This is a genomic window from Kinneretia sp. DJ1R-11 (assembly GCF_025717595.1).
GTDB lineage: Bacteria > Pseudomonadota > Gammaproteobacteria > Burkholderiales > Burkholderiaceae_C > Paucibacter_A.
In genome coordinates, this window is the sequence record NZ_JAJIRR010000009.1 from 146,288 (window position 1) to 171,524 (window position 25,237).

24 protein-coding genes are annotated in these 25,237 nt (G+C 65.6%); 8 read left to right on the forward strand and 16 right to left on the reverse strand.

From position 1 onward, the window contains the following. Nucleotides 1–2: 2 nt before the first annotated feature. Entirely contained in the window at nucleotides 3–692 is a 690-nt protein-coding gene (locus LNV23_RS15955; protein WP_263563876.1) for a cytochrome b/b6 domain-containing protein, read from the reverse strand. Nucleotides 693–834: 142 nt separating this feature from the next. On the opposite strand from LNV23_RS15955, the gene LNV23_RS15960 reads away from it, so the two are divergent. Continuing rightward, the gene (locus LNV23_RS15960) at nucleotides 835–1,302 is read left to right on the forward strand and encodes a c-type cytochrome (protein WP_263563877.1); all 468 of its coding nucleotides are present in this window, start codon (nucleotides 835–837) and stop codon (nucleotides 1,300–1,302) included. Between the two features lie 33 nt (nucleotides 1,303–1,335). Here LNV23_RS15960 and LNV23_RS15965 read toward each other — a convergent pair whose 3' ends face one another. The 5 genes from LNV23_RS15965 to LNV23_RS15985 are packed head-to-tail and all read right to left on the reverse strand — an operon-like array spanning nucleotide 1,336 to nucleotide 5,702. After that, nucleotides 1,336–1,971, reverse strand: coding sequence for a glutathione S-transferase family protein (locus LNV23_RS15965; protein ID WP_263563878.1), 636 nt, complete (start codon nucleotides 1,969–1,971; stop codon nucleotides 1,336–1,338). 44 nt (nucleotides 1,972–2,015) lie between these two features. Then, complete coding sequence (locus LNV23_RS15970) at nucleotides 2,016–2,777, reverse strand: alanyl-tRNA editing protein (protein WP_263563879.1); 762 nt, start codon at nucleotides 2,775–2,777, stop codon at nucleotides 2,016–2,018. 40 nt (nucleotides 2,778–2,817) lie between these two features. Continuing rightward, nucleotides 2,818–3,666, reverse strand: a complete 849-nt coding sequence (locus LNV23_RS15975) for a PhzF family protein (RefSeq protein ID WP_263563953.1) — start codon at nucleotides 3,664–3,666, stop codon at nucleotides 2,818–2,820. Between the two features lie 2 nt (nucleotides 3,667–3,668). Continuing rightward, on the reverse strand, nucleotides 3,669–4,877 hold the full coding sequence (locus tag LNV23_RS15980; RefSeq protein WP_263517805.1) for an aminotransferase-like domain-containing protein: 1,209 nt from the start codon (nucleotides 4,875–4,877) through the stop codon (nucleotides 3,669–3,671). A 42-nt stretch (nucleotides 4,878–4,919) separates the two neighbouring features. Next, nucleotides 4,920–5,702, reverse strand: coding sequence for an aspartate/glutamate racemase family protein (locus LNV23_RS15985; RefSeq protein WP_263563880.1), 783 nt, complete (start codon nucleotides 5,700–5,702; stop codon nucleotides 4,920–4,922). A 73-nt stretch (nucleotides 5,703–5,775) separates the two neighbouring features. On the opposite strand from LNV23_RS15985, the gene LNV23_RS15990 reads away from it, so the two are divergent. Next, complete coding sequence (locus LNV23_RS15990) at nucleotides 5,776–7,191, forward strand: aminotransferase-like domain-containing protein (protein ID WP_263563881.1); 1,416 nt, start codon at nucleotides 5,776–5,778, stop codon at nucleotides 7,189–7,191. Between the two features lie 14 nt (nucleotides 7,192–7,205). On the opposite strand, the gene LNV23_RS15995 is transcribed toward LNV23_RS15990, so the two are convergent. Continuing rightward, nucleotides 7,206–8,552, reverse strand: coding sequence for a protease complex subunit PrcB family protein (locus LNV23_RS15995; RefSeq protein ID WP_263563882.1), 1,347 nt, complete (start codon nucleotides 8,550–8,552; stop codon nucleotides 7,206–7,208). A 237-nt stretch (nucleotides 8,553–8,789) separates the two neighbouring features. Here LNV23_RS15995 and LNV23_RS16000 point away from each other — a divergent pair, with 237 nt between their 5' ends. After that, complete coding sequence (locus LNV23_RS16000; RefSeq protein ID WP_263563883.1) at nucleotides 8,790–9,428, forward strand: response regulator; 639 nt, start codon at nucleotides 8,790–8,792, stop codon at nucleotides 9,426–9,428. Continuing rightward, nucleotides 9,425–10,207, forward strand: a complete 783-nt coding sequence (locus LNV23_RS16005) for a fumarylacetoacetate hydrolase family protein (RefSeq protein WP_263563884.1) — start codon at nucleotides 9,425–9,427, stop codon at nucleotides 10,205–10,207. Before LNV23_RS16000 ends, LNV23_RS16005 begins: the two co-directional genes overlap by 4 nt. A 25-nt stretch (nucleotides 10,208–10,232) precedes the next feature. On the opposite strand, the gene LNV23_RS16010 is transcribed toward LNV23_RS16005, so the two are convergent. Then, on the reverse strand, nucleotides 10,233–10,658 hold the full coding sequence (locus tag LNV23_RS16010; protein ID WP_263563885.1) for a hypothetical protein: 426 nt from the start codon (nucleotides 10,656–10,658) through the stop codon (nucleotides 10,233–10,235). Next, nucleotides 10,655–12,529 (reverse strand): ATP-binding cassette domain-containing protein, encoded by a 1,875-nt coding sequence (locus LNV23_RS16015; protein WP_263563886.1) that lies wholly within the window; start codon nucleotides 12,527–12,529, stop codon nucleotides 10,655–10,657. Before LNV23_RS16015 ends, LNV23_RS16010 begins: the two co-directional genes overlap by 4 nt. 276 nt (nucleotides 12,530–12,805) lie before the next feature. Here LNV23_RS16015 and LNV23_RS16020 point away from each other — a divergent pair, with 276 nt between their 5' ends. Beyond that, complete coding sequence (locus LNV23_RS16020; RefSeq protein WP_263563887.1) at nucleotides 12,806–13,522, forward strand: choice-of-anchor J family PEP-CTERM protein; 717 nt, start codon at nucleotides 12,806–12,808, stop codon at nucleotides 13,520–13,522. A gap of 93 nt (nucleotides 13,523–13,615) precedes the next feature. Here the strand turns inward: LNV23_RS16020 and LNV23_RS16025 are convergent, their stop codons facing one another. Further along, complete coding sequence (locus LNV23_RS16025) at nucleotides 13,616–14,785, reverse strand: GGDEF domain-containing protein (RefSeq protein WP_263563888.1); 1,170 nt, start codon at nucleotides 14,783–14,785, stop codon at nucleotides 13,616–13,618. 194 nt (nucleotides 14,786–14,979) lie between these two features. Here LNV23_RS16025 and LNV23_RS16030 point away from each other — a divergent pair, with 194 nt between their 5' ends. Further along, nucleotides 14,980–15,126: a hypothetical protein gene (locus LNV23_RS16030; RefSeq protein ID WP_263563889.1), complete on the forward strand. Its 147-nt coding sequence runs from the start codon at nucleotides 14,980–14,982 to the stop codon at nucleotides 15,124–15,126. A gap of 10 nt (nucleotides 15,127–15,136) precedes the next feature. On the opposite strand, the gene fghA is transcribed toward LNV23_RS16030, so the two are convergent. Further along, a complete protein-coding gene (fghA, locus tag LNV23_RS16035; RefSeq protein ID WP_318023246.1) occupies nucleotides 15,137–16,000 on the reverse strand; it encodes an S-formylglutathione hydrolase in 864 nt (287 codons plus the stop codon). A 2-nt stretch (nucleotides 16,001–16,002) separates the two neighbouring features. Beyond that, nucleotides 16,003–17,109, reverse strand: a complete 1,107-nt coding sequence (locus tag LNV23_RS16040) for an S-(hydroxymethyl)glutathione dehydrogenase/class III alcohol dehydrogenase (RefSeq protein WP_263563955.1) — start codon at nucleotides 17,107–17,109, stop codon at nucleotides 16,003–16,005. A gap of 291 nt (nucleotides 17,110–17,400) precedes the next feature. Between LNV23_RS16040 and LNV23_RS16045 the strand changes: the two genes are divergently transcribed. Next, a complete protein-coding gene (locus tag LNV23_RS16045) occupies nucleotides 17,401–18,042 on the forward strand; it encodes a PEP-CTERM sorting domain-containing protein (RefSeq protein WP_263563890.1) in 642 nt (213 codons plus the stop codon). 77 nt (nucleotides 18,043–18,119) lie between these two features. Here the strand turns inward: LNV23_RS16045 and gshB are convergent, their stop codons facing one another. Then, a complete protein-coding gene (gene gshB / locus LNV23_RS16050; protein WP_263563891.1) occupies nucleotides 18,120–19,073 on the reverse strand; it encodes a glutathione synthase in 954 nt (317 codons plus the stop codon). Between the two features lie 39 nt (nucleotides 19,074–19,112). Next, the gene (locus LNV23_RS16055; RefSeq protein WP_263563892.1) at nucleotides 19,113–20,288 is read right to left on the reverse strand and encodes a benzoate/H(+) symporter BenE family transporter; all 1,176 of its coding nucleotides are present in this window, start codon (nucleotides 20,286–20,288) and stop codon (nucleotides 19,113–19,115) included. A 69-nt stretch (nucleotides 20,289–20,357) separates the two neighbouring features. Here LNV23_RS16055 and LNV23_RS16060 point away from each other — a divergent pair, with 69 nt between their 5' ends. After that, nucleotides 20,358–21,128 (forward strand): class II glutamine amidotransferase, encoded by a 771-nt coding sequence (locus LNV23_RS16060; RefSeq protein WP_263563893.1) that lies wholly within the window; start codon nucleotides 20,358–20,360, stop codon nucleotides 21,126–21,128. Nucleotides 21,129–21,148: 20 nt separating this feature from the next. Here LNV23_RS16060 and LNV23_RS16065 read toward each other — a convergent pair whose 3' ends face one another. Together LNV23_RS16065 and LNV23_RS16070 are read right to left on the reverse strand one after the other, a co-directional pair. After that, nucleotides 21,149–23,032, reverse strand: coding sequence for a potassium transporter Kup (locus LNV23_RS16065; protein WP_263563894.1), 1,884 nt, complete (start codon nucleotides 23,030–23,032; stop codon nucleotides 21,149–21,151). 42 nt (nucleotides 23,033–23,074) lie between these two features. Continuing rightward, on the reverse strand, nucleotides 23,075–25,183 hold the full coding sequence (locus LNV23_RS16070) for a S9 family peptidase (RefSeq protein WP_263563895.1): 2,109 nt from the start codon (nucleotides 25,181–25,183) through the stop codon (nucleotides 23,075–23,077). Nucleotides 25,184–25,237: the final 54 nt, after the last annotated feature.

The window sequence follows — 25,237 nt, forward strand, 5'->3', positions numbered from 1 at the left end:
GCTCAAACGACCGGGGCAGGCGTCACCAAGAGATAGACGCCGGCGGCGCAGGCCGCCAGCAGGGTCAGGGCAAACAAGCGGCTGGCCCAGGTGTCGCGAGCCGGCGGCACGGCCGCCTGCAAGCGCTTGTCACCCGAAAACATGGGGCCGATCAGATCCTTGCTCCGCCCGAGGCGGTAGTAGGCAATCGCGGCCACATGCAAGGCCACCAGGGCATAGAGGCCCCATTGCCCATAACTCTTGTGATAAGCGGTCCAGGCCAGGCTGATCTCCGAGCTCACCTGACTCACCAGAGGGCCGCTGAAGGCGATTTCGTCGTCGGCCACCAAGCCGGACGCCACCTGCAGCAGAAGCCAGGCCAACATGGCCAGCACCGAATACGCACCCAGCGGGTTGTGACCGACCTCGAAATGGTCATCCGCCAGGGGGCGGCCGCGCAGGTAGCGCAACAGCGCCGCCGGGCTGTAGAGAAAGCTGCGAAAGCGCGACCAGCGCCCGCCCACCATGCCCCAAAGCAGGCGAAAGCCCAGCAGCGCCAGCACGGCATAGCCCAGGCGCATATGCCAGACCATGGCATTGCCTCCGACCTTGGCACTGAGCACAGACCCCAGGACACAGAGCACCAGCGCCCAGTGAAACAAGCGGGTCGGCAGGTCCCAGATCCGCACCCGCGTCAACAAGCCCTCGGACATGTGCAGCCCTCCATTCAGCTGCGGCAACGATACCCCAGTCGCGCCCTGCCGACAGCTCGGAAAAACTGCCAGGTCTTCCGTACACTCAAGCCGGCCTTTGGCTGTATCGCCTGTTCAATCCACACCGAGGACGCAACGCATCATGACGACCCCGACCAAGCAACACCTGACCCTGGCCCTGCTCTGCCTGAGCGCATGGGCGACCAGCCTGCCGGCCCAGGCGCAATTCCAGAAACCGGAAGACGCCGTCAAGTACCGCAAGGCGGCCTTCACGCTGATGGGCAGCCATTTCGGGCGCATGGGCGCCATGGTGCAAGGGCGCGCGCCCTTTGATGCCGCCGCAGCGGCCAGCAATGCGGACATCGTCGCCAACCTCTCGCGCCTGCCTTTCCACGGCTTTGTCGAAGGCACGGCCAGCAAGGAAAAAGGCGGTGCCAAGGCCGAGATCTGGAGCGAGCGTGCCAAGTTCGACGAGGCCGCCAAGAAGATGCAGGACGAGGTCGCCAAGCTGGCTGCGGCCAAACCCGCGACCGTGGAACAGCTGAAAGCCAGCTTCGGCCCGGCCGCCAGCACCTGCAAGTCCTGCCACGACAGCTTCCGCAACGAGTAAGCCCTCGACGCGGCGCCGCCCTGCGGCTGAAGCTCAGGGCTGGCCGTTGGCGCCGTGGTTCCGGAAACCTGCGCGCTGCTCCAGGCGCGCCAAATAGGCAAGGGCGGCGGGCACATCCGGCCGCCTCTCATCCTCCAAGGGCGCCACGCGCCAGCGCTGCAGCGACAGACCCAGCACCACGTCGGCCAGGGTGAATTGCTCACCGCAGACGAAGTCGCCGGTCCGCGCCAGCTGCGCATCGAGGATTCGGACATGGCGATGCCAGGCCGCCACGCCCTGGGCCAAGAGCTGCGGGTCCTGATGGGCCGGGCTGTGCCGCACCAGGCTCATGAAGGCATAGCGCCAGGCGTTGTTGAACTCCCCGGCCTGCCAATCCATCCACTGCTCGACCTGCGCCCGAGCCTGCGGCGCCTGGGGCAGCAGGTCCAGGCGCTGCTCACGTGCCGCCAAATAGCGGCAGATGCTGTTGCTCTCCCAGAGCACGAAGTCGCCATCGATCAGCACCGGCACCATCGCGTTGGGATTGAGGCGAGTGAATTCGGGAGTGTCGGTCGCGGCAAAGCCCGAGCCCCAGTCTTCTCGGTCGTAAGCGAGACCCAACTCCTCCAGGGTCCAGAGGACTTTGCGAACGTTGATGGAGCTGGCTTTGCCCAGTAGTTTGAGTGTCATCGGAGTTTTGGAATGAGCGCCCAGTTGTCCGGGCGGAATCTGGCTCAGGGGAGCGCTGCGTGCACTGTCTGAGCGAAGCCCAGCACGACCCGTCGGGTCGAGGCCGACTTCTTTTCGATCTTGGTGATGGTCAGGCCACCAATCTCAGCGGTATTCCCGACATGGGTGCCGCCACAGGGCTGCAGATCGACGCCCTCGATACAGAGCACGCGCACACGACCGGTTCCGCGCGGAGGCTGCACGCTCATGCTGCGAACCAGGCTCGGATTGGCGTCCAGCTCTTCGTCCGTGATCCAGCTGTGGCTGACGGCATGGGCCTCGGTCACCAGTCGATTCAGGCCCTCGGTCAGCGCCTCTTTGTCAAACGGCGCATCGGTATGGAAGTCGAGCCGCGCATAGCTCTCGGTGATGGAGCAGCCATCAACCGGATAGGGCAGCAGCGCGCAGAGCAAATGCGTGGCCGTGTGGAAGCGCATCAAGGCATGGCGGCGTGCCCAATTGAGGCGAGCTTGTACCTGCATGCCCGGCAGCAAAGCCGCCAGCAGCTCCTCCTGGCCCGGGGCCGGCACATGGAGAATCCCCCCCTCCGCGCCCGGCTCCTTGCTTTTTCGGGTGTCCGCAATGGCCAGCATCCGGCCATCCGGCAGCAGCACCTCGCCCGCGTCACCGGCTTGCCCACCTCCCAGCGGGTAGAACACGGTGCGATCGAGCACCACTCCGCGTTCGTCGACGCGCAGCACAAGCGCCTGGCATTCCCGCAATGCCGAGTCCTCGCGGAACAAGGCATCGGTCGCCTGATTCATCATTCCCAACACTCCTGCGCGGCTTTGCGCCGCAAGCCTCCGCTTACAAGCTGACTTCGCCCGTGATCAGAGGCACGACATCACCGCCGATCCAGGTCCCATCCGCATCTCGCTGGACATGGATGCGCCCGGCTCGACCCAACTTGGCCCCTTGCGCGGCGACATAGCGATCGGGCGCCAGGCCCGCTTCGATCAACCACAAGGCCAGGCCGGCATTGAAGCTGCCGGTGACCGGGTCTTCCGGCACGCCGATATCCGGCACGAAGGCGCGCACCTCAAATTGCTGCGGCGAAGCTGCCGGGTAGGCCCCCACCACCCCGAGCTTCAAGCCTTTCATCGACCCAAAGTCGGGCTGCAAAGCCAGCACAGCCTCGGCCGAGCGCAGTCGGGCGGCGATCCAGCCCGGGCCGTTGTCCACCCAGACGGCATCCAGCACGGCTTCGGCCGGCAGTTGCAGCGCGCGCAGGACTTGCGCATGCAGCTCGGCCGAGACCGGCCCGGAACGCTTCAGCGGCGGCGCTGAAAAGGCCAGGCGCTCGCGTTTGCGATCGCCGCCACGCTGGATCGTCACCAGGCCGATCTCGCACTCCTGCACCACCCGGCCTTTTTGCTTGGGCACGCCGCCAGCGGCCAGCCAGCAATGGGCCGAGCCGAGCGTCGGATGGCCGGCAAAAGGCAGCTCGCCGCCGGGCGTGAAGATGCGCACGCGGTAGTCCGCGCCCGGCTGCGTGGGCGGCAGCAGAAAGGTGGTTTCGCTGAGGTTGGTCCAGCGGGCAAAGCTGGCCATGGCGGCATCGCTGAGCCCCTCGCCGTCGATGACGACGGCCAGGGCATTGCCCAGCAAGGGCATGGCGGTGAAGACGTCGACTTGGGCGAAGCGGCGCGTCTGCAAGCTCATGGGGTGGGCTGAGCGCCGTTGTCCAGCGCCTCGCGCAAGACCTTGCCCAGGATGGCCACACCTTCTTCGATCTGCGGCGGCGTCAGGGTCACAAAGGACAGACGCAGGGTGCGCGGATCAGGGTTCTGGGCGTAGAAGGCCGCGCCGGGCACGAAAGCGATGCCGGCATCGACCGCCTTGGGCAACAACTCCATGGCATTCATGCCTTCGGGCAGGCGGATCCAGAAGAACATACCGCCCTTGGGGCTTTGCCAGACGCAACCCGGCGGCAGGTGCTTTTCCAGGCCGGCGGCCATGGCATCACGGTTGGCCTTGTAGCGGGCCCGGATCTTGGGCACATGCTCATCGAGGAAGCCGTTCTTGACCACCTCATAGACCACACGCTGGTTGAAGCCGGGCGTGTGCAGGTCGGCTGCTTGCTTGGCCTGCAGCAGCTTGGGGTAGAGCTCGCTCGGGGCGATGATGAAGCCCAGGCGGAAGCCGGGCGTCAGCACCTTGGAGAAGCTGCCCAGGTAGATGGTGCCTTCGGGCCAGAAGGAGGCCAGGGCCGGCAGGGGCGGCTCGTCGAACCAGAGGTCGCCGTAGGGGTTGTCTTCGATTACCGGCACGCCGGCGGCCTTGGCGGCGGCCATCACGGCCTGGCGGCGTTCCAGGCTCATCACCCGGCCGGTGGGGTTCTGGTAGTTGGGCAGCAGGTAGGCAAAACGGGTGCCGGGCGCGTCATGCGGCAGGCGGGCGAACTCGGCCGGATCCACGCCTTGCTCGTCACTGGCCAGGCTCACGAAGTTGGGCTCGTAGGGCGTGAAGGCCTGCAGGGCACCGAGGTAGGTGGGCGTTTCCACGGCCACCGGCGCGCCGGCATCGCAGAGGATCTTGCCGACCAGGTCCAGGCCTTGCTGGGAACCGCTGGTGATCAACACCTGATCGGGGTTGACGGTCATGCCCAAGCTGGCCATGCGGGCCGCCACCCATTCGCGCAGCGGCGCAAAGCCCTCGCTGGCCGCGTACTGCAGGGCTTCCTTGGCGTTGTGGCTGAGCACCTGATCGCAGGCGGCTTTCAAGGCCTCGACCGGGAAGGTCTCAGCCGAGGGCAGGCCGCCGGCCATGGACAGGATGCCCGGTTTTTCGGTGACCTTGAGGATCTCGCGAATGATGGACGGGTTCATGCGCGCGGCGCGCCGTGCTTGGTTCCAGATGCTGCTCATGCTTCTTGTCTCCTGCTGATTCATTCAAGAAAGGCGATTCGTTCAATTCAAAAATTCTGGCCTGCCCGAGCCGGGCGCGGCGGCCTCACCCGGGCTTTTACCACCGAGCGGGGCCGAGTCGGCGCCGGCCAGCATCCAATCGACCGCCGCGCGTGCCTGCAGCACGGTCGAGTCGAAAAAAGGCAGGGGGCTCAAACGCTGCGCCTCGGCGTCGAGCAAGAGCCCGACTTCGGTGCATCCCAGGATCACGCCTTGGGCGCCCCGCGAGGCCATCTCCTCGACACAGGCCAGATAGTGCGCGCGCGATTGCGGCCGCAGCTGGCCCCGGCACAGCTCTTCATAGATCACGCGGTTCACTTCTTCGGCGGCAGTGGCCGGCGGCGTCAGCAATTCCAGACCATGCCCAGCCATGCGCTGGTGGTAGAAGGAGTCTGAGGCCATGGTGTAACGGGTGGCCAGAAGGCCGACCCGACGCAAGCCCTGGGCCTGCAGCGCGGCGGCCGTGGCGTCGACGATGTGCAGAAGAGGCAGGCCGGCCTGCGCCTGCACCTCATCGGCCACCTTGTGCATGGTGTTGGTCGCCAGCAGCAGCGCTTGGGCGCCGGCGGCCTTGAGCCCGGCAGCGGCTTCACCCAGCAGGCGGGCGGCCGCAGCCCAATCACCGCCTTGCTGCATCGCTTCGACCTCTGCAAAGTCCACGCTGTGCATCAGCAGACGCGCGCTGTGCAGGCCGCCCATGCGCGCCGCCACCTCGCGGTTGAGCAAGGCATACAGATGCCCGCTCGACTCCCAACTCATGCCACCCAAGATGCCTAGCAATTTCATGAGCCCAGTCTAGCCGCCACAACCAATACAGAACCAATACACTTAGCCATACGTTTTGAGAATCTGTATCGGTATGAGCACCAGCACAGCCCTGTCCCGCAGCGCCAGCCTTTCTCTGGCCCAGCAGTTGGCCCTGCGTTTTTCGGAACGCATCCAGCAACGCCTGATCCTGCCCGGCGCGCGCCTGCCTTCGGTGCGCGAATGCGCGCGCCACCATGGCGTCAGCCCCTACACCGTGGTGGCCGCCTACGACCAGCTGCTGGCGGCCGGCTTGCTGGAGGCTCGCAAGCAGCGCGGTTTTTTCGTTCGCGATATGCGCGATGCACGGGCACCCAAGGCCAAGGCGGCCCCGGTCCAGGCCGTGCAAGCTCCGCCGACACCGATCGACGCCAGTGCGCTGATCCGCGGCATGTTCCAGGCCGATGCACGCCACGCCCCCGGCCTGGGCACCTTGCCCGGCGAATGGCTGGACCTGCCCATGCTGCAAAGCGCCATGCGCCGCGTCGTCAGCCAGAGCGAGGAGCCGGACCAGCTGGCCTTGCAGTACGGCGAACCGGGCGGTGACCCGCGCCTGCGCAGCGCCTTGAGCCGGCGCCTGGAGGACATCGGCGTCCATGCAGCACCGGAGCAGATCATCAGCACCGTGGGCGCCACCCATGCCCTGGACCTGATCACACGCTGCCTGCTGACGCCGGGCGACGCGGTGCTGGTGGACGACCCGGGCTGGGCGATCGAGTACGCCCGCCTGTCCCAGGCCGGCATGCGCCTGCTGCCGGTGCCGCGCGGGCCACAGGGGCCGGACCTGGAGGTCATGGCCCGCCTGATCGCCGAGCACCGGCCGCGCATGTATGTGACCGTCTCGGTGCTGCACAACCCTACGGGCAACAGCCTCTCGCTGGCCAGCGCCCACCAGATCCTCAAGCTGGTCGAGGCGGCCGATATGTTGGTGGTCGAGGATGACACCTACGCCTTCTTGGCCCCCAACCATGCACCGCGGCTCTCGGCCCTGGACGGGCTCAAGCGCACAATTTATGTCTCCGGTTTTTCCAAGATCCTGACTCCGGCCTGGCGGGTCGGCTTTGTCGCCGCCAGCGCCCAGGTCGTGCACCAGCTGACCGAGCTGAAACTGTTGTCCACCCTGACCACCAGCCCGATGATGGACCGCGCCGTGGCCATCTGCCTGGAACAAGGACAGTTACGTCGCCATGCCGAGCGAGTGATCTCGCGCCTGGATGCCGCGCGGCAACGCGTCGTGCACCTGGCCGAAGAGGCGGGCTGCCAATTCGTGACGCCGCCGCAAGGCCTGTTCGGTTGGCTGGAGGTGGGCGTGGACACCGAACGTCTGGCCCAGCGCATGCTGGACGCCGGCTGGCTGATCGCGCCGGGCCTGTTGTTCAGTCCGACCCGGCGCGCCGGCACCCTGATGCGCATCAACTTCGCCACCTCGCAGGACGCACGCTTCTGGCGCCTGCTGCAAGAACTGCGCTGAGCCCTCGGCCTGCCTCAGGGCAGGCGGCGGAATTCCAGAGGCAGATCGCTGCGGTTCAGACGCACCCAGTGGGCGGGCGAGGTCATCACCTGTGTGCAGATCTGGCCCTCGGTCGGCGTGGTGGCGCGGTACTCCAGTTGCAGGCCGGTGGTCTCGATGCGCAGGGCCTGCACCGCAACGCCATGGCAGCCTGTCGTCCCGGACAGGCCGAGAAACACAGCGGCGACCATTTCCTTGTCGAAGTCGACCGCCGGCGCTTCGCCGGCATCGCCGCGATGCTCGGCCCACAAGCTCTGGAACGCCTTGCGGTCGCGAATCAGGACCTCTCGCGCATTCACGATGCGCGAATGAGCTTGCTGCTCGAGTGAGAGGAAGTCGGCAACTTGGATCGCTACACGAGCGGTCAGCGCTGGGAAATCATCTCTTTGCACCTGCACATGAAAGACGCCCGCGCGCCCCGGCGCTTGATAGCGACCACTGAAGGCATCGACCTTTCCGCCCTCGGGCTCCAAGACCTTCCAGCTGACCGGCTGAAGGATGTAGCGCACATTGGGCGGGTAGTTGATGTCCGCCATCAATTGACGGCTGGCACCGGTCAGCAGCTTGGCGTCATCGAGCTGAATGCTCAGGCGCGGGACAAACGGCGCGGTCGGGTCATCGGGCTTGCCTGCCGCCAGCAAGGCCAGCAGCTCCGCCTGTCCTTGCTTGCTGAGACGGCTGCCCAGCTGGTCGAGCAGTTGGTCTTGCGCATCACCCTGCTTGGGCGCGGTTGGCGTGGCCGCCTTCAAAGGCGTGGCCAACAAGTCCGCCAGAGGGCTGAGGTCAACGGTGCTGGCCAGCGCGCTGACCACATCGGCCTGCGCCGCCTTGATGCGGTCGACGCTCAAGCTTTGCGCGATGCTGCGATCGAATTGCTGAAAGAACTGCTCGGCGGGCGCCCGCGCCAAGCGCACCAGCACCATCTCTGTCAGCGGAGTCAGATTGCTCAGCGGCGCAGCGCTGCCTGCCAGCGCCAATGAATGCAGCTTCAAACCCTGCGCTTCAGCGTGCAGCTGCAAGACACAGGGCAGGCGGCCGTTCTCGATCTTCACAAGATAGCTGCCGTCGGCGGCGGTGGTCGCCATGCCCGCCCCCTGCTCGCACCGGGCCTGCACCTTGGCGGCCGGCAAAGCCAGGCCGACGGCTGCCGTGCCACTGAGCTGCAAGACCGAAGGCGCCTGCGTAGCCGGGGGCTCAGCCCCACCGCAGGCGGCCAGACTCACCGCCGCCACGGCCACAGCCAAGGCCGGCATCAGCAAGACCGCCGAAGTCAGCCGAGCCAAGGGCCAAGCGCTGTAGTTGCTGCTCTCCATGTTCTTCATCCCCCACTGTTTGCGGCAGTTCGCCTGCGTGGAATAATATCCCACGCAATTTCAAGACGTCAATCGCTGAACCGGCACAAGCGCCCCTGCTTGAAACGGGCAATGCGGAAATCGCACACAAGAAACAAAGCGCTGCACGCGCGCCGACATGCAGCGGCCTCAAACGGGGGCTACCATTGCGGTCTGCTGCCTGCATCAGCTCGGGCAGCTCCGAGACAGACCGCCCTTGCTTTGCTCATGAGTGCCCCCGCGAACGCTGAACTCCGCTTTCTTGTCGTCGATGCCTTGGCCGGCGTGCAAACCTTTGCACGCCAGTTGCTGGAGGGTTTCGGCTTTCCGGCTCATAGCATCCGCTGTGCCAGCGACACCGACTCGGCCCTGGCCTTGGGCCTCGAATTCAAACCGGACTTCCTGATCACGGACTGGTTTGCCAAGGCCGGCATGAATGGCATCGCCCTCTACCAACGCCTGAAGACTGCCAATCCGGGCTGTCGCCTGGCCTTGCTCAGCTTCGAGGTGACGCCCGCTCATGAAGCCGAAGCCCATGCCGCCGGCTCTCGCTTCCTCTTGCGCAAGCCCTTCACGGCCGACGATCTGAAGAGCACCATGCAGCGCTCGCTGGAGTTGCTGGCCACAGAGCGCCCCGAGTTGGCGCAACGCCTGAATGCCGTCATCAAGGCCCAGCAGGGCCCGGGCAAACTGCCGGTCAAGCTGGCCTTGCCACCTTTGCCGCCCCAGTTGCGGGCCGGCGACCGGGTCCAGTACGGCAACGCAACGGACACCGTGCAGTTCGTGGTGGTGCGCAGTGGCGAACTGGTGGTACAGCTCAAGGGCAAGCCCGAGCTGGTCCCTGCGCACAAATTGCAGCGCCTGTGAACCACGTGGATCTGGCCCAGGATCTGGCCGCCCAGCTGGCGCGCGCCTGGCTTGGTGAGGGCTTGCTCGATGCCCAAACTTGGCCTGTCGATGCGCCGGATGCGCAGTGCGCCGACCAGGCATTGACCGCCTTGGCCGAGCAACTGAACTGGCTGCCCGCTGCGTCGCCGCAGTTCTGGAAAAGCGGAGGCCCCTCTCGCCAGACCGCCTTGAGCCATGCGCCACTGGCGCCATCCGGCGTGCGTGCGGCCCCCGCCGACTTCAGTGAGCTGCGCCTGCAGCGCCCCGGTGTCGAGGCCGAGATTGCCCTGCGTCTCGGCCGAGGAGTCGATTCCGAATTGCTGGCCCGTCTGGAACCTCAGGATGCCGCGGAACTGATCGACGGCGTGTGCGTGGCCGCAGAATTGGTCAGCTCGCGCTGGCAGCAGGGCCAGGCCGCGCCGGCCTGGTTGCGCCAAGCCGATGCCTTGTCTCATGGGGCGCTCGCCCTGGGTGACTGGCATTCCCGCCAGAGCTGCGCGGCCATTGATTGGTCGCAGCAAGCCTGCAGCATCCAGCGTAACGGCGAAACGCCACGGTGTGCGCGTGGCAGCCACTCGCTCGGCGACCCTTTCTGGGGACTGTTGGAGTGGCTGCGCCACGCCAGCCGCGAGGGCCGCAGCCTGCCGGCCGGCTCGGTGGTGACGACCGGCGCTTGGCTGGTGCTCGGTGATCTGACGGCCGGAGATCAGATCTGCGTGCGTTTCGACGGTCTCGGTGAGCTCAAGCTGAGCGTCTGAGCCGTCAGCGCGGGAGCGCCTGCACTCAGTACCAGGCCAGCAGCGCCAGCAGAAGCGGGTAGGGCAAGGCCACGGTCGGCCGCAGGGCGGATTTCAGGTATTCCAGCAGCAGACCGAGGCTGCCTGGGCGCTGCTGCAGCCACTCGCTGTGCAACTGCATGGCCTCGCTCGATGCGACTTCGCTGCGACGCAAGGCCTGCTCCAGTCTCAGCAGACGGTCCGACAAACGCGCCTGAAAGGTCTTGAGCACCGCCTCCTGGAGCCAGGCCAAGATCAGCAAAGCCCAAAGCCAGGGAGCCCCCCAAGCGGCGGCACACAAGCCCATGGCGAACAGCTTGAGCGCCAGGGCGGCGAGCTCGTACTGTTCATGGGCCTTGAACAAAGCCAGCCATTCCTGGCGCCGCGCCTCGTCGGCCACCTCTAACCGCTCTGGCCCTGCCTCGACGCTCATTTCGCTTCCAGCTGTTCCCAGCGTTCCATCAAGACCAGCAGCTCTTCGTCGATCTGGCCGGCTCGGTCGGTCACCTCGGCGATGCGGGCTGCGCCCTGGCTGTACAACTCGGTTCCAGACAGCAAGGCATTGAGCTGCTTTTGCTCGGCTTCGAGCGCCGCCACCTTGCCCGGCAGCTCGTCGAACTCGCGCTGCTCCTTGTAACTGAGTTTTTTCTTGTTGGCGACCACAGGTGCCGGCGCTGGGGCCGGAGCAGGCGCGGCCGGCGTCGGCGCAGGCGTGGCCTTGGCCGCCAGGGCAGCCGCGCGCTTGGACTGGACCAACCAATCCTGCACGCCGCCTTCGTACTCGCGCCAACGGCCATCGAGCTCATTGACGATGGTGCTGGTGACGACGTTGTCCAGGAATCGTCGGTCATGGCTGACCAAGAAGACGGTGCCGTCGTAATCGGCGAGCAGTTCTTCAAGCAGCTCCAAAGTCTCGATGTCGAGGTCATTGGTCGGCTCGTCCAGCACCAGCACATTGGCCGGGCGTGCGAACAGGCGGGCCAAGAGCAAGCGGTTGCGCTCACCGCCGGACAGGCTGCGTACCGGTGAATTGGCACGCGCAGGCGAGAACAGGAAATCGCCCAGATAGCTCTTGACGTGCTTTTTCTGGTTGCCGATCTCGATCCACTCGCTGCCTGGGCTGATGGTGTCGGCCAGCGTGGCGTCGAGGTTCAGCGTGTCGCGCATCTGGTCGAAGTAGGCCACGGTCAAGCGCGAACCTTGGCGCACCTCGCCGCTGTCCGGGGCCAGCTCGCCGAGGATCATTTTCAGCAAGGTGGTCTTGCCGGCGCCATTCGAGCCCACCAGGCCGACTTTGTCACCCCGCAGAATGGTGGCGGTGAAGTCGCGCACGATGACGCGATCGCCATAGCTCTTGCAGACGTTCTCCAGCTCGGCCACGATCTTGCCGCTGGCGCCACCGGTGTCGATGTCCAGCTTGACCTTGCCCTGCACATCGCGCCGCGCCGCATGCGCCACGCGCATGGACTCCAGGCGCTGGATGCGCGCCACGCTGCGCGTTCGCCGCGCTTCCACGCCCTTGCGGATCCAGATCTCCTCCTGGGCCAGGATCTTGTCGAAGCGCGCATTGAACAGCGCCTCGTTCTCCAGCTCATAGGCCTTGGCCGCAGTGAAGGCGGCGAAGTTGCCTGGGTAGCCGCGCAGCTGGCCGCGGTCAAGTTCGACGATGCGATTGGCCACATTGTCGAGAAACGCCCGGTCGTGGGTGATCAGCAGCAGCGAGCCCTTGAAGTCGTTGAGCAGGCCTTCCAGCCAGGTGATGGCATCCAGGTCCAGATGGTTGGTCGGCTCGTCGAGCAAGAGCACGTCCGGCTGAGCCACCAGGGCCCGGCCCAGAGCCACACGCTTCTTCAGACCGCCCGACAGCGAGCCCACCAAACGCGAACCGTCGAGATTCAAACGGTGCAGGGTTTCCTCGACACGCTGCTCCCAATTCCAGGCACCGATGTGTTCGATGCGCTCGGCCACCCATTCCAGATCGTCCTCGGGATCGTGAATTTCATAGCGCGCCCGCAAGGCCTTGGCCTCGGCCACACCCTCGCTGACAGTGTCGAAGATGCTCGACTCGGCATTCATCACCGGCTCTTGCGGCACATAGACACTGGTCAGGCCTTGCTGCAATTGCAACAAACCGTCATCGAGTTTCTCGATTTGAGCGAGCACCTTGAGCAAGGAGGACTTGCCGGTGCCATTGCGGCCAATGAGGCCGACGCGCTCACCCGTTTCGAGTGAGAAGGAAGCGCCATCGAGCAGGGCCACGTGGCCGAATGCGAGATGGGCGTTGGAGATGGATAGGACTGCCATGGGGGCACATTGTCCTCGACCCGGAGGCTAGGCCCGAAACACGAAGCTACGAACCGGCAAGAAAGGCGCCACACAGCAGCGAAAGGGCAAACAATTGGCGTTTCCCCTCCCCCTCCATCCTCAGGGGGTACCAGGGATTTCATGGGTTCGTCATCAAAACGGAGGAGGTACAAGGAAGAACGTGTCGTCCTGCACAGGTTTCCGTAGCAGGACCTCCGAATTTTCCCCGGACCAGATGCCGGGCGCAATTTCTGACTTGTATTACAGGAGAAGAGCATGTCAACCGCTTCCGTTTTCGCCCGGGCCCTCATTCCCGCCCTGGTCACCGCCTTGGCCGCTGGCAGTGTCAACGCTGCCACGCTGGATGAAGGCTTCAACACGGTCCTGCCGGCCGGCTGGACCGCCAAGAACAACAGCGTGCCTCTCGGCACCAGCGGCTGGTTCCAGGGCAATGCCACGGTGTTCGCCTCGCAGTCGGGTGCCGCCAATTCCTACATCGGCGCCAACTTCAACAACACGGCCGGCGCCGGCGAGATCAGCAATTGGCTGATCACCCCGACCCTGAGCTTCAACAACGGCGACACCCTGAGCTTCTGGAGCCGCAGCATCACCGATTCGATGTACCCGGACCGCCTGGAAGTGCGCTTCAGCAATGTCGGTGGCACCGATGTCGGCAGCAGCGACACCAGCGTGGGTAGCTTCACCAACCTGCTGCTGAGCATCAACCCGAATCTGGAACAAGGCGGCTACCCCGGCGAGTGGACCCAGTACAGCGCCATCATCAGCGGCCTGAGCGGTGCCACCGACGGCGCCATCGCCTTCCGCTACACCGTCAACTCGGGCGGCCCGGCTGGTGACAACTCCGACTACATCGGCATCGACAGCGTCAGCATCACCGCCGCCGTGCCGGAACCCACCACTTGGGCCCTGATGGCTCTGGGCCTGGGCGCCATCGGCCTGCGCCGCCGCAAGCAGCTGCAGCAAGACCGCTGATCCCAGCCGGCTTTCGCGCTGACAGGAACCCGCGCTGGCAACAGAGCGGGTTTTTTTATGCGCGGGGAGGGCCGGCGCGCCGGGGTTCAGCCCTCAGAGCTGCAGCTCGACGCGGTTGCGGCCCTGGGTCTTGGCACGGTAGAGCGCTCGGTCAGCCCGACCAAACAAGCGGTCGGCATCATCGCCGCTCTGCCACACGGCCACGCCGAGGCTGGCGCTGCGTACCCCAGGCAAGGCGGACGCTGAAGAGCAGGAATTGGCGATGACGGCGCGCAGCTGCTCGGCCAAGGCCATGGCCTGCTCGGCGCCGATCTCGGGCAACAGAACCGTGAACTCCTCGCCGCCGTAACGGTAAGCCCGGCCGGACTTCAGTTCGGCTTGGAGGCACAGGGAGAACTGCCTCAGCGCAGCATCGCCGGCGCGGTGACCGTGCTGGTCGTTGAAGGCCTTGAAATGGTCGATGTCCAGCATCAGCACCGCGAAGGAATGCCCGGAGTGCTGGGCCAGACCCAAAGCACGGATCATGTCCTCATCCAGTGCACGGCGATTGGCCAGACCCGTCAAACCATCGCTCAGGGCCAGCTCGCGCACCTCTTGCTCGGCCCGCATCTTGCACATGAGCAAAAAACCTAGGCTGCAGACCACCAGGTAGACAAAGCTGAAAACGAAGACCGGCTCTTGCCAGCCTTTGGACATGTCCAGATAGTCGGGCTGATCAGCCCCCAGGGCCAGCAGCAGGGCACGCAGCGGCAGAACCAGGCCCATCAGCAGGTGCGCCAAGGCCACCAGCGCCTGTACCCGCAGCAGTCCATGCTGGCCCGGCAGGTGGCCAAGCGGCGACGCGGCCCTGCGGTCGCGCCAGAGCACCCAGGCATTGAGAAGTTGCAGCAGGCCGTAAGCAAAGCCATTGAAGATCGTGGCGCCGACATAGCGGCCGCCGAATGCGAGGCCCACCGCGGTGACCGCCAGGCCCATCAACAGCAGTGGCTGCCAGCGCCAGGCCAGGCCAAGAAACTGACGAATGGCCACGAACAAGAGGGCGACGCCGAGCGCCCCGAGAGCATTGGCCAAGCCGCCCGAGAGCAGCGCCGGCAGATGCCCGGCGCCGGCCAGCAAAGAATACGACAGGCCTTGGGCGGCGATCCCCCAGGTCCAGGTGCGCAAGCCATTGGCGTGGTCCGCCGAACTGCGGGCCAGCCAAAGTGTGACGGCGACGGTGACCAGCAAGGCGGTCTGGGCAAGAAACAGGGTTCGAAGATCCACGGCAGGATGGGGCAGCAATCACAAGAGGCGGCAGGAGCGAGGGCTCCGCCGCCATCCTAGCCGGCGACGATCACGACAGTTCGCCGAAACAAACCCGTTCACCCGTACAACCACGGTCTGCCAGCGCACGGTGGTGAGCCTGAGCGAGGCGCATGCTGCAGGCATTCTTTCACTGCAACGATGAGGTCAACGCCATGTCCAAAGGTCAACGCGGCAACAAGGAAGCCAAGAAGCCCAAGCAAGACAGCAGCGGTGCCAAATCCGGCGCGCCCCTGGCCCTGCCCTCGGCTCTGACCCCAATCACACCGTCCCGCGCCGAGCTGCCGCGCAAGAAATCCTGATCACTGCGACTCAGGCGCAGAGCTGCGTCGCGTGGTGGCGCAGGTGATCGTCGACAAAGCTGGCGATGAAGTAGTAGCCATGGTCATAGCCGGCGTGGCGACGCAGAGTCAGACCTTGCCCGGCGACGGCACAAGCCGCCTCGAAGGCTTCCGGAAAGAGCTGGGTGGCCAGAAAACCATCGGCCAGACCTTGGTCGATCAAGATACCGCCGGGGAACTGCGGCCGGCTGGCCTTGGCGTGCATGAGCATCAAGGCGCTTGCATCATGGACTGCCCAGTCTGCCGCGTGCCCCCCCAGATAGCCCTGAAACGCCTTTTGGCCCCAGGGGCACTGCATGGGTGCGGCAATCGGCGCGAAAGCGGAAAGCGAACGGAAAGCGCCGGGATGGCGCTGCGCCAACACCAGGGCACCATGGCCGCCCATGGAATGGCCGAACACACCGGTCCGCTCGGCCGCAAGCCCAAACTCACGCTGCACACCCGGCAGCAGCTCGTGCATGAGATAGCTTTCCATGCGCCAGTGCCGGGCCCAGGGCTGCTGCTTGGCATCCAGGTAGAAGCCGGCGCCGACACCGAAATCCCAATCCTTGGCTTCGTCGGGCACTTGAGCGCCGCGTGGGCTGGTGTCGGGCATCAGCAGAGCCAGGCCCAGCTCGGACGCCAGGCGCTGGGCACCGGCCTTCATGGTGAAAGTCTCTTCGGTGCAGGTCAGGCCGGCGAGAAAGACCAGCAGCCCTTTCGGCTGGGGCGGCAGGTACAGCGCAAAGCGCATGGGCAAGCCGATCTCGGCCGAGGCATGACGGTAGAAGCGCTGACGTCCTCCGAAACTGCCATGCTCCCCGAGCAGCTCCAGCGCTTGCAAAGCGCCCGCCACGCTCAGAACTCCACCACGGCGCGGATCGACTCGCCGCGCTTCATCAGATCGAAGCCTTCGTTGATCTGCTCCAGCTTGAGCTTGTGCGTGATCAGCGAATCGATATTGAGCTTGCCGTCCATATACCAGTCGACGATCTTGGGCACGTCGGTGCGGCCGCGGGCGCCGCCAAAGGCGCTGCCTTCCCATTTGCGGCCGGTCACCAGCTGGAAGGGCCGGGTGCTGATCTCGGCGCCTGCCTCGGCCACGCCAATGATGATGGAGCGGCCCCAACCCTTGTGCGTGCACTCCAGGGCATCGCGCATGACCTTGGTGTTGCCGATGCACTCGAAGGAGTAGTCGGCGCCACCATCGGTCAGCTGCACGATATGGTCGACCACATTGCCGACCTCCTTGGGGTTGATGAAGTGGGTCATGCCGAACTGGCGCGCCATGGCCTCGCGGCCCGGATTCAAGTCCACACCGATGATCTTGTCGGCGCCCACCATCTTGGCGCCCTGGATCACGTTCAGGCCGATGCCGCCGAGGCCGAACACCACCACATTGGCACCCGCCTCCACCTTGGCGGTGAACAGCACGGCACCGACGCCGGTGGTGACGCCGCAGCCGATGTAGCAGACCTTGTCAAAGGGCGCGTCCTCGCGGATCTTGGCCAGGGCGATGCCGGGCACGACGATGTGGTTGGAGAACGTGGAGGTGCCCATGTAGTGAAAGATGGGCTTGCCGTCGATGGAGAAGCGCGCGCTGCCGTCCGGCATCAGTCCCTTGCCCTGGGTGCTGCGGATGGCCTGGCAGAGGTTGGTTTTGCGCGAGAGGCAGAACTTGCACTGGCGGCATTCCGGCGTGTAGAGCGGGATCACATGGTCGCCCGGCTTGAGCCAGGTGACGCCCTCGCCCACTTCAAGCACCACGCCGGCGCCCTCATGGCCCAGGATGGCCGGAAAGATGCCTTCCGGGTCGGCGCCCGAGAGCGTGTAGTAGTCGGTGTGGCAGATACCGGTGGCCTTGATTTCGACCAGCACTTCGCCAGCGCGCGGGCCGTCCAGTTGCACCTCTTCGATGCTCAAAGGGGCGCCAGCTTTCCAGGCAACGGCGGCACGGGTCTTGATCATGAGCGGGACTCCAAAAACGTAAAGAAACTGAGGGGCACAGAAAGTTGCCGCAGCATAAACGTCCTGCCGCGACTCTGCATTCCGGTTCAGGCTTTGGCTCAAGTCTTGGGTCGGGCGGACACAAAAACAGGCAAGGGACACACCGATTCAAGGGGTCTCGACCCCGCCCATAGTGACTTTCATCACGAATCGCAAACCCACCCCCGCAAGCGCACGATAGAGCAGGCGCAGTGCCCTCCTTAGTATTCGGCCCGCAACATCAATACCACCCGAATACCAGGGATCTCCATGAACTTCCGTCTTCTTGCCGTCAGCGCCCTGTTCGCACTGAGCAGCGCCGCCAGCCAGGCCGCCCCCGTCACCACCGTGGACTTCAACGCCTTGAACGCCACCACGGCTCTGAAGGCGGTCGCCTCGGTGACCGAAGACGACTACATTGTCCGCAATGACTGCGCCGGCTTGAAACTGCTCGGCAAGCCCCTGAGCAACTGCCTGATGAGCAAGAGCAGCGGCAGCGGCAAGAACAAAAACACTGTCGCATACAACAACTTCGCCAACAGCCGCAGCAGCTTGGCACGTGTCGATGGCCATGCCTTCAACTTCGAAAGCATCGACCTCGACGACATGATCAACAACAACGGTCTGCTGGCCTCGGTGTTCAGCGACTACACGATCGACTTCAGCTTCAGCTACGTCGATGGCAGCAGCGCCAAGAAGACCGTCAATCTGGACCGCAAGAGTGGCCTGCAGACCTTCGCGCTGAACGAGCGCAATCTGCTGAGCGCCAGCTGGGTGTCGTCAAAAGGTCTGTACTTCGACAATCTGCAGACCAGCAATGTGCCCGAGCCGGCCTCCCTCGCCCTGACGCTGATGGCCCTCGCTGGCCTGGCCTACAGCCGCCGCAAGAGCAGCAACAGCCAGCGCGGCTGAGGTCCGGCGGCCGGCGCCGCCACCCCGCACTGCCAAGCACCGTCAGCGCCAGCTGCACGGTGCTTTTTTCATTGCATTCAGGCCTTGGCGAGCGCGCCCTCCAGCGCGTCGATGAACATGGCGGCCACGTCAAAGCCGGTCTGGTCGAAGATCTCCTGGAAGCAGGTCGGGCTGGTGACATTGACTTCGGTCAGGTGGTCGCCGATCACATCCAGGCCCACCAGCAGCAGGCCGCGTGCCGCAAGCAGCGGGCCGACAGCCTCGGCAATTTCACGGTCGCGCGCGCTGATGGGCTGGGCCACGCCCTTGCCGCCCGCAGCCAGATTGCCGCGCACCTCGCCACCTTGCGGAATGCGCGCCAAGCAGAAGGGCACGACCTTGCCGCCGATCACCAGCACGCGCTTGTCGCCGTCCTTGATGGCGGGCAGATAACGCTGCACCATGACGGTCTCGGCGCCGTCCTTGTTCAGGGTCTCGATGATGGCGCCGAGGTTGAGGCCATCGGCGCCGACGCGGAAGATGCCCATGCCCCCCATGCCGTCCAGCGGCTTGAGGATGATGTCGCCCTGCTCGGCATGGAAGGCACGAATGGCCGCCTCACTGCGCGTCACCAAGGTGGTCGGGCAGAACTGCGGAAATTCCATCAGCGCCAGCTTCTCAGGGTGGTCGCGCAGCGCGGCCGGTTTGTTAAAGACCCGCGCGCCCTCACGTTCGGCCTGGCCCAGCAGATGGGTGGCGTAGAAGAACTCGCTGTCGAATGGCGGGTCCTTGCGCATGACGATGGCGTCGGTCTCGGCCAGCACCAGCTCCTGGGTGGCCAGCACCTCAAACCAGGGCGCCGTCTGGCCGGTCAGCGCAATCGCGCGCGCCTGGCGCGCCACCACGCGGCCACCGCTGCGCCAGACCAGATCCTGCGGCTCGCAGGCCCAGATCTGGTGGCCACGACGCAAGGCCTCGCGCATCATCACAAAGGTCGTGTCCTTGTGGATCTTGAAGGACTCCAGGGGGTCGGCGACAAACAGCAGTTTCATGGCGGATTCACTCACGAGAAGAGCAGAAAAGAAAAAGGGTCAGGTCTTGCGCAGCTTCTGCACCGCCAGGGCAGCCGAGCCGGCCACCACGCCCCAGAAGGCGGCGCCAATGCCGAGCAGGCTCAGGCCCGAGAGGGTCACGAGAAAGGTCAGCATGGCCGCGTCACGGTGCTCAGGCTCGGCCAGGGCGCTGTTCAGGCCGCCAGCAATCGTGCCGAGCAAGGCCAGGCCGGCCACGGCTGCCACCAGCTCGCGCGGAAAGGCCACCAGCAGGCCCACCACCGCGCCGCCAGCCAAGCCCAGGGCGATGTAGAACAGGCCGGCCGCCATCGCCGCGGTGTAACGCCGGGCCGGGTCTTCATGGGCCTCGCGACCCATGCAGATGGCCGCGGTGATGGCCGCCAGATTGAAGGCATAGCCGCCGAAGGGTGCCAGCAACAGGCCGGCCGCACCGGTGACGCTCAGGCTGGCCGACACCGGCGTGCGGTAGCCCGCCGCGCGTTGCGCCGCGACGCCGGGCAGGTTCTGCGAGGCCATGGTGACCAGGAACAAGGGCAAGGCCACGCCGATCAGGGCCGGCAGGCTGAACTCGGGCGCGGTCCAGACCGGCGCCGCCCAGGCCCAGTCCACAGCCTCCAAGTGCAAGCGCCCTTGCAAGGCCGCCATCACCACGCCGGCCAGCAGCACGCCGGGCACCGCATAGCGGGCCCAAAAGCGCCGGCCCAGCAAATAGGCCGCTGCCATGACGAGCACCAAGCCGGGCGCGGTTCGGACCGTCAGCACCGCATCGAGCCCGAAACGTGCCAGCACCCCGGCCAACAAGGCCGAGGCCACGGCCAGCGGAATGCGGTCCATCAAGCGCTCAAACCAGCCGGTCACACCGAACAGCACGATCAAGCCGCTGCAGACCAGAAAAGCGCCCACGGCTTCCGGCATGCTCAGGCCAGAAGTGGCCGCAAGCAGGGCAGCGCCGGGCGTGGACCAGGCGGTCAGAATCGGTTGGCGTGTCCACCAGGACAAGCCCAAGCTGCTTGCCCCCATGCCCAGGCCCAGAGCCCACATCCAGGAGCTGGTTTGGGCCGGTGTAGCACCCAGGGCTTGCGCAGCCTGGAACACGATGGCCACCGAACTGGTGAAACCGACCAGCACGGCCACAAACCCGGCCACCGCGGTGGACAGGGAAAGTTCCCGGTACCAGGCATTTTTTTTCAGCATGCGCGCAGCATAGCGGGCCCGCTCCCGCCTTGTTGTGGCAAGCTCAAGCCAGGACTTTGCGAACCCACCATGTGCCGTTTTCTCGCCTATCTGGGTGACACGATCTTTCTCGATGAGCTGGTCTGCAAACCGCAGCATTCCCTGGTGCGGCAGTCCTTGCGCGCCGACCAGGCCAAGGCGGTGACCAATGGCGACGGCTTCGGCATCGGCTGGTACGGTGAACGCGAGACGCCGGGGGTGTACCGCGAGGTGATGCCGGCCTGGTCGGACGAGAACCTGCTGGCCCTGTGCGCCAATGTGCGCTCGCACTTGTTCTTCGCCCATGTGCGGGCCGCCACCGGCACCGGCATCGCGCGGCAGAACTGCCACCCGTTTCACTACGGCCCCTACCTCTTCATGCACAACGGCCAGATCGGCGGCTACGGCCAGATCCGCCGGGCCATGGAGGCACGCCTGCCGGATCACCTCTACGCGCGCCGCCTCGGCGCCACCGATTCAGAGCTGCTCTTCCTGCTCATCATTGCCCGCATGGAAATTGGCGAGAGCGTGGCCGATGCCGTCAGTCAGGTGCTGCGGGAAACCATGGCCATGATGCAGGTGCTGAACATCCACGAACCGCTGCGCTTCGCCGCAGCTCTCGCCGATGGCGAGCAGGTCTACGCCTTCCGCTTCGCCAGCGACAAGCGCGCGCCGACGCTCTATATGCGGGAGGAAGACGCGCGAGGCCTGGTCGTGGCCTCCGAGCCCCTCGCCGATGACCAGCAGGGCTGGGAGTTGATCCCGCAAGGCTCGGTGTTGCTGCTGAGCAGCCAGGGCTTTCGTCACGAAACCCTGGCCTGAGGCCGCTCAGCCCATCGGGCCTAAATCTCGACCTTGGAGCCCAGCTCGACGATGCGGTTGGTCGGCAGGTGCAAGAAGTCTGCCGCGGCGGCCGCGTTGCGGTGCATGCTTGCGAACAGCTTTTCGCGCCACAAGGCCATGCCGCTGCCAATCGTCGGGATGACGATGTCGCGCGACAGGAAGTAGCTGGTTTCCATCTCGTCGAGGTGAACCCCGTTCTGCTCCAGCATCTTCAGCGCATACGGCACATCGGGTTCGTTCTTGAAACCGAAGTGCAGGCTGACGGCCCAGCAGGCATTGCCCAGCGGCTCCACATGGACCCGCTTGTCGAAGCCGACCCAGGGCACCTCGTGGTGCTTGACCGTAACGAACAAATTCTGCGCATGCAGCACCTTGTTGTGCTTGAGGTTGTGCAGCAAGGCATTGGGCGTCACGCCGGCCTCGGCCGACAGGAACACCGCCGTGCCCTCGACGCGCTGCGGCGGGCTGACGAACACAGCTTCCAGAAAACTCTTGAGGTCGATCGCATCCTCGCGCAGCTTGCTGCTGAGCAAACGCCGGCCCTGCTTCCAGGTCAGCATCAAGGTAAACATGCCAATGCCAATCATCAGCGGGAACCAGCCGCCGGCGAACAGCTTGAGCAGATTGGAGCCGAGGAAGATCACATCGATGATGAAGAAGAAACCGGTGGCCAGCAGGCACAGCGGCAGCGGGTACTTCCAGCCATAACGGATGACGAAGAAGGTCATGACCGTGGTGATGGTCATGTCGATGGTCACTGCAATGCCGTAAGCCCCGGCAAGCTTGCTGGACGAACCGAACAGCACCACCGCCAGCACGATGAAGACGAACAGGCCCCAGTTGACGAAGGGCACATAGATCTGACCCGTGTCACGCACGGAGGTGTGCAGGATGCGCATGCGCGGCAGGATGCCCAGCTGCACCGCCTGCTTGGTGACGGAGAAGGCGGCCGTGATCAAGGCCTGCGAGGCCACCACGGCGGCGCAGGTCGCCAGGATGAAGAGCGGGATCTCGGCCCAGGCCGGCGCCAGATTGAAGAAAGGGTTGCTGACCGAGGTCGGCTCGTCCAGCAACATGGCGCCCTGGCCGAAGTAGTTGACCACCAGGGCTGGCATGACGATGCCGTACCAAGCGATGCGGATCGGCTTCTTGCCGAAATGGCCCAAGTCGGCGTACAGCGCCTCACCCCCGGTCACCACCAGCACCACGGCGCCCAAGGCGACAAAGGCCACCCATTTGTATTCCAGGCAGAAGGCCACGGCGTACATGGGGTTCACGGCCACCAGCACATGTGGGTTGGCAAGGATGTGCGGCAGGCCCAGCAGCGTCAAGGCTGCGAACCAGACCAGCATCACTGGACCGAAGGCCTTGCCGATGCCGCCCGTGCCGAAGCGCTGCACCGCGAACAAACCCGCCAGCACCAGCAAGGTCAGAGGCAGGATGGCGTCGTGCAGATGGGGCGCGTAGACATCGATGCCTTCAACAGCGCCCAGCACCGTCATGGCCGGTGTGATCACCGCGTCGCCGTAGAAGATGGCGGTGCCGAACAGTCCGACCAGCATCAAGGCCCGGCGCAGACGCGGGCTGCTGTTCACGGCATTGGTGGCCAAGGCCAGCATGGCGATCAGGCCGCCCTCGCCGTTGTTGTCAGCGCGCAGGATCAGCATCACGTACTTGAGCGAGACGATGATGGTCATCGTCCAGAACAGCAGCGAGAGCACGCCGAGGATGTTGTCCGGCGTGGTGGCGACATGGCCACCGTGAAAGACTTCTTTGAGCGCGTAGAGCGGGCTGGTGCCGATGTCGCCGTAGACGACGCCCAGGGCACCGAGGGTCAAGCCGGCCAGGGCTGAGGGCGAGCGGGCCGTGTTGGAAGAACTCACGTGATGTTGCAGCACGCTTGCGGCGCCGCCGAGCCAAAAGTGCTATTTTGCGCCTGCTTTGCTGCGCTGCGGCAAATCTGATGAAACATCGGCATCGGCCGCCACAGGCTCGGCATCGGGCGGCACGGCAGCCAGCGCCTGCTGCACAAAAGCCACGGTGGCGCTGAACAGGAAGTCGCGGTTCTCGGCCCGGCTGAAGCTGTGGCCCTCGTCTTCGGCCGTCAGAAACCACACCGGCGTGCCCGCCGCACGCACCGCCGCCACCATCTGCAAGGCCTCACCATAGGGCACGCGCGGGTCGTTGCGGCCATGGACGATGAACAGCGGCTTTCGCACCGCTGCGGCCCGGCTCAGGGGCGAAATGCCTTGCAAAAAGGCGCGCATCTCAGGGTCGCGCTCGTCGCCGTATTCGGCGCGGCGGTTGTCGCGCCGGTAGCTTTCGGTGTTCTCCAGAAAAGACACGAAGTTGGCAATGCCGACCCGGCAGATGCTGCCGGCAATGCGGGCCGACTCGTGCGTGGCCACCGCCAGCGACATATATCCGCCATAGCTGCCGCCGGAAACGATGACGCGGCGCGCGTCCATCTCGGGCCGGCTGGCGATCAAGTCCAGCAAGGCGCTGATGTCGCGCACCGCATCTTCGCGGCGGCGGCCGTTGTCCAGCTTGAGAAAGCGCTGGCCGAAACCCTCGGAGCCGCGCACATTGGGCAGGATCAGGTGCATGCCCAGGGTCTCGACCAGGTAGCGCAAGCTGCCCGACAGATGCGTGGGCCGGGCCTGCGCGCTGGGCCCGCCGTGGATGCTGATGAACACCGGGCGGGGCCCCTTGAAATGGGCCGGCGGCGCGATGTGCAGGCCGCTGATCTCCAGGCCGTCGAAACTCTTCCAGCGCAGGCTGGCGTAGTCCAAACCGGAAGTGGCGCCCTCCTCCCGCCCGGACCATGCCTGCAGGCCCGGCGCCTCGGGCGACCAAGTGACGATGCGCCCGGGGCTCTGTGCCGAGGCGTGGTTGAAGGCCAGCAGGGGCAGGCGCGGATGCCATTGCGGCCCCTGGATCACTCCGGCCGGCAAGTCCGCCGCCACGCGCTGCAAGGGCTGTTCGCTGCCCAGCCGAGCCAGGCGCAGCACCGACACGCCGGCCTCGTTGTGCACCAAGGCCAGGGGCATTGTGCTGCCGACCGGCGGCAGGGCCAGGGCCTCGAGATCGCCGGCCAGCTCGGGCAGGTTCACGGCGCGGCGCTGGCCCGTGGCGAGCTGCAACTGCACCAGCTGGCGGAAGTCGCCGTTCAAGGCCTGGCGCTGCAGCAGCAGCTCGTCGTCGCGCCCCTCGGCTTGGCTGCCGCCACCCAAGGCTTGGCCGCCCGGCGCGGCAGCCGGGTCCAGATCGAAGCGCAAGGTCTGGCTGCGCCCCTTGAGGGTGTGCAGGGCCAGCACCGTGCCGGCCGCGCTGATGCGCAAATCGGTGTAGCGCCCGCCGACTGTGTCGCCGAGCAGGCGCGCGCTCTCGGGTCGGGTCGGGTCCATCCAGAACAGCTGGCTACGTGAACTTCGCGTGCGGGGCGAGGGCGCCGCAGCAGCGTCTTCAGCATCGGCTTCCAATGCATCGCTGGGCGCTGGATTGCGGCTGCCGTCCAGCTCATCCAGTACATAGACCAGCCCCTCCTCCTGCGGCAAGAACTGAAAAGCGCTGACGCGCGCCCCCGCCGGCGTCAGGGGCTGCGGATCGGCCAAGCGGGCGGAGTTCGCCTCGGGCGGCTGCAGTCGGTAGAGCCGAAACGCCTCGTCACCGCCACGGTCACGGCTGAACACCAGGTACTCGCCGCGGCGCGGTTCCCACTGCGCGCTGTCCACACGCTCGCGCCCACCAGTCAGCGGCTGCGGGCGCGCGCCGGGCTCGGCCAAGCGGTGCAGCTGCAGGCTGCCGCCGGCGCTTGCCAGCACCAGCATTTCGCGCCGCTGTGGATGCCAACCGAGAAATCGCAGCACCGGGGCTTCGGCGCCAGCCGCCGCCACCCGCTGCAAGGCAGGCAGGCCATCAGCCTGTAGACCAGGCGGCGGCGACAAGGGCCGGGCCAGGGTCAGGGCCACCCATCCAGCCCCCAAGAGAAACAGGGCGCCCACGCGGCACCATGCTTTGAAATGCTGATTCATTGCGCAACACCAAAAAAACAGGGGCGACTGCCTTCGCAGCGCCCCTCAAACCGA

What these genes read in the sequence shown, in the direction of transcription:
- LNV23_RS16010 (WP_263563885.1), bottom strand. Translation starts at nt 10,658, where the DNA reads ATGAGCGTCGAGGCAGGGCCAGAGCGGTTAGAGGTGGCCGACGAGGCG.
- LNV23_RS16060 (WP_263563893.1), top strand. Translation starts at nt 20,358, where the DNA reads ATGTGCCGTTTTCTCGCCTATCTGGGTGACACGATCTTTCTCGATGAG.
- LNV23_RS16070 (WP_263563895.1), bottom strand. Translation starts at nt 25,183, where the DNA reads ATGAATCAGCATTTCAAAGCATGGTGCCGCGTGGGCGCCCTGTTTCTC.
- LNV23_RS16015 (WP_263563886.1), bottom strand. Translation starts at nt 12,529, where the DNA reads ATGGCAGTCCTATCCATCTCCAACGCCCATCTCGCATTCGGCCACGTG.
- LNV23_RS16020 (WP_263563887.1), top strand. Translation starts at nt 12,806, where the DNA reads ATGTCAACCGCTTCCGTTTTCGCCCGGGCCCTCATTCCCGCCCTGGTC.
- LNV23_RS16045 (WP_263563890.1), top strand. Translation starts at nt 17,401, where the DNA reads ATGAACTTCCGTCTTCTTGCCGTCAGCGCCCTGTTCGCACTGAGCAGC.
- LNV23_RS16055 (WP_263563892.1), bottom strand. Translation starts at nt 20,288, where the DNA reads ATGCTGAAAAAAAATGCCTGGTACCGGGAACTTTCCCTGTCCACCGCG.
- LNV23_RS15970 (WP_263563879.1), bottom strand. Translation starts at nt 2,777, where the DNA reads ATGATGAATCAGGCGACCGATGCCTTGTTCCGCGAGGACTCGGCATTG.
- LNV23_RS15995 (WP_263563882.1), bottom strand. Translation starts at nt 8,552, where the DNA reads ATGAAGAACATGGAGAGCAGCAACTACAGCGCTTGGCCCTTGGCTCGG.
- LNV23_RS15990 (WP_263563881.1), top strand. Translation starts at nt 5,776, where the DNA reads ATGAGCACCAGCACAGCCCTGTCCCGCAGCGCCAGCCTTTCTCTGGCC.
- LNV23_RS15955 (WP_263563876.1), bottom strand. Translation starts at nt 692, where the DNA reads ATGTCCGAGGGCTTGTTGACGCGGGTGCGGATCTGGGACCTGCCGACC.
- LNV23_RS15960 (WP_263563877.1), top strand. Translation starts at nt 835, where the DNA reads ATGACGACCCCGACCAAGCAACACCTGACCCTGGCCCTGCTCTGCCTG.
- gshB (WP_263563891.1), bottom strand. Translation starts at nt 19,073, where the DNA reads ATGAAACTGCTGTTTGTCGCCGACCCCCTGGAGTCCTTCAAGATCCAC.
- LNV23_RS15985 (WP_263563880.1), bottom strand. Translation starts at nt 5,702, where the DNA reads ATGAAATTGCTAGGCATCTTGGGTGGCATGAGTTGGGAGTCGAGCGGG.
- LNV23_RS16030 (WP_263563889.1), top strand. Translation starts at nt 14,980, where the DNA reads ATGTCCAAAGGTCAACGCGGCAACAAGGAAGCCAAGAAGCCCAAGCAA.
- LNV23_RS15965 (WP_263563878.1), bottom strand. Translation starts at nt 1,971, where the DNA reads ATGACACTCAAACTACTGGGCAAAGCCAGCTCCATCAACGTTCGCAAA.
- LNV23_RS16000 (WP_263563883.1), top strand. Translation starts at nt 8,790, where the DNA reads ATGAGTGCCCCCGCGAACGCTGAACTCCGCTTTCTTGTCGTCGATGCC.
- LNV23_RS15980 (WP_263517805.1), bottom strand. Translation starts at nt 4,877, where the DNA reads ATGAGCAGCATCTGGAACCAAGCACGGCGCGCCGCGCGCATGAACCCG.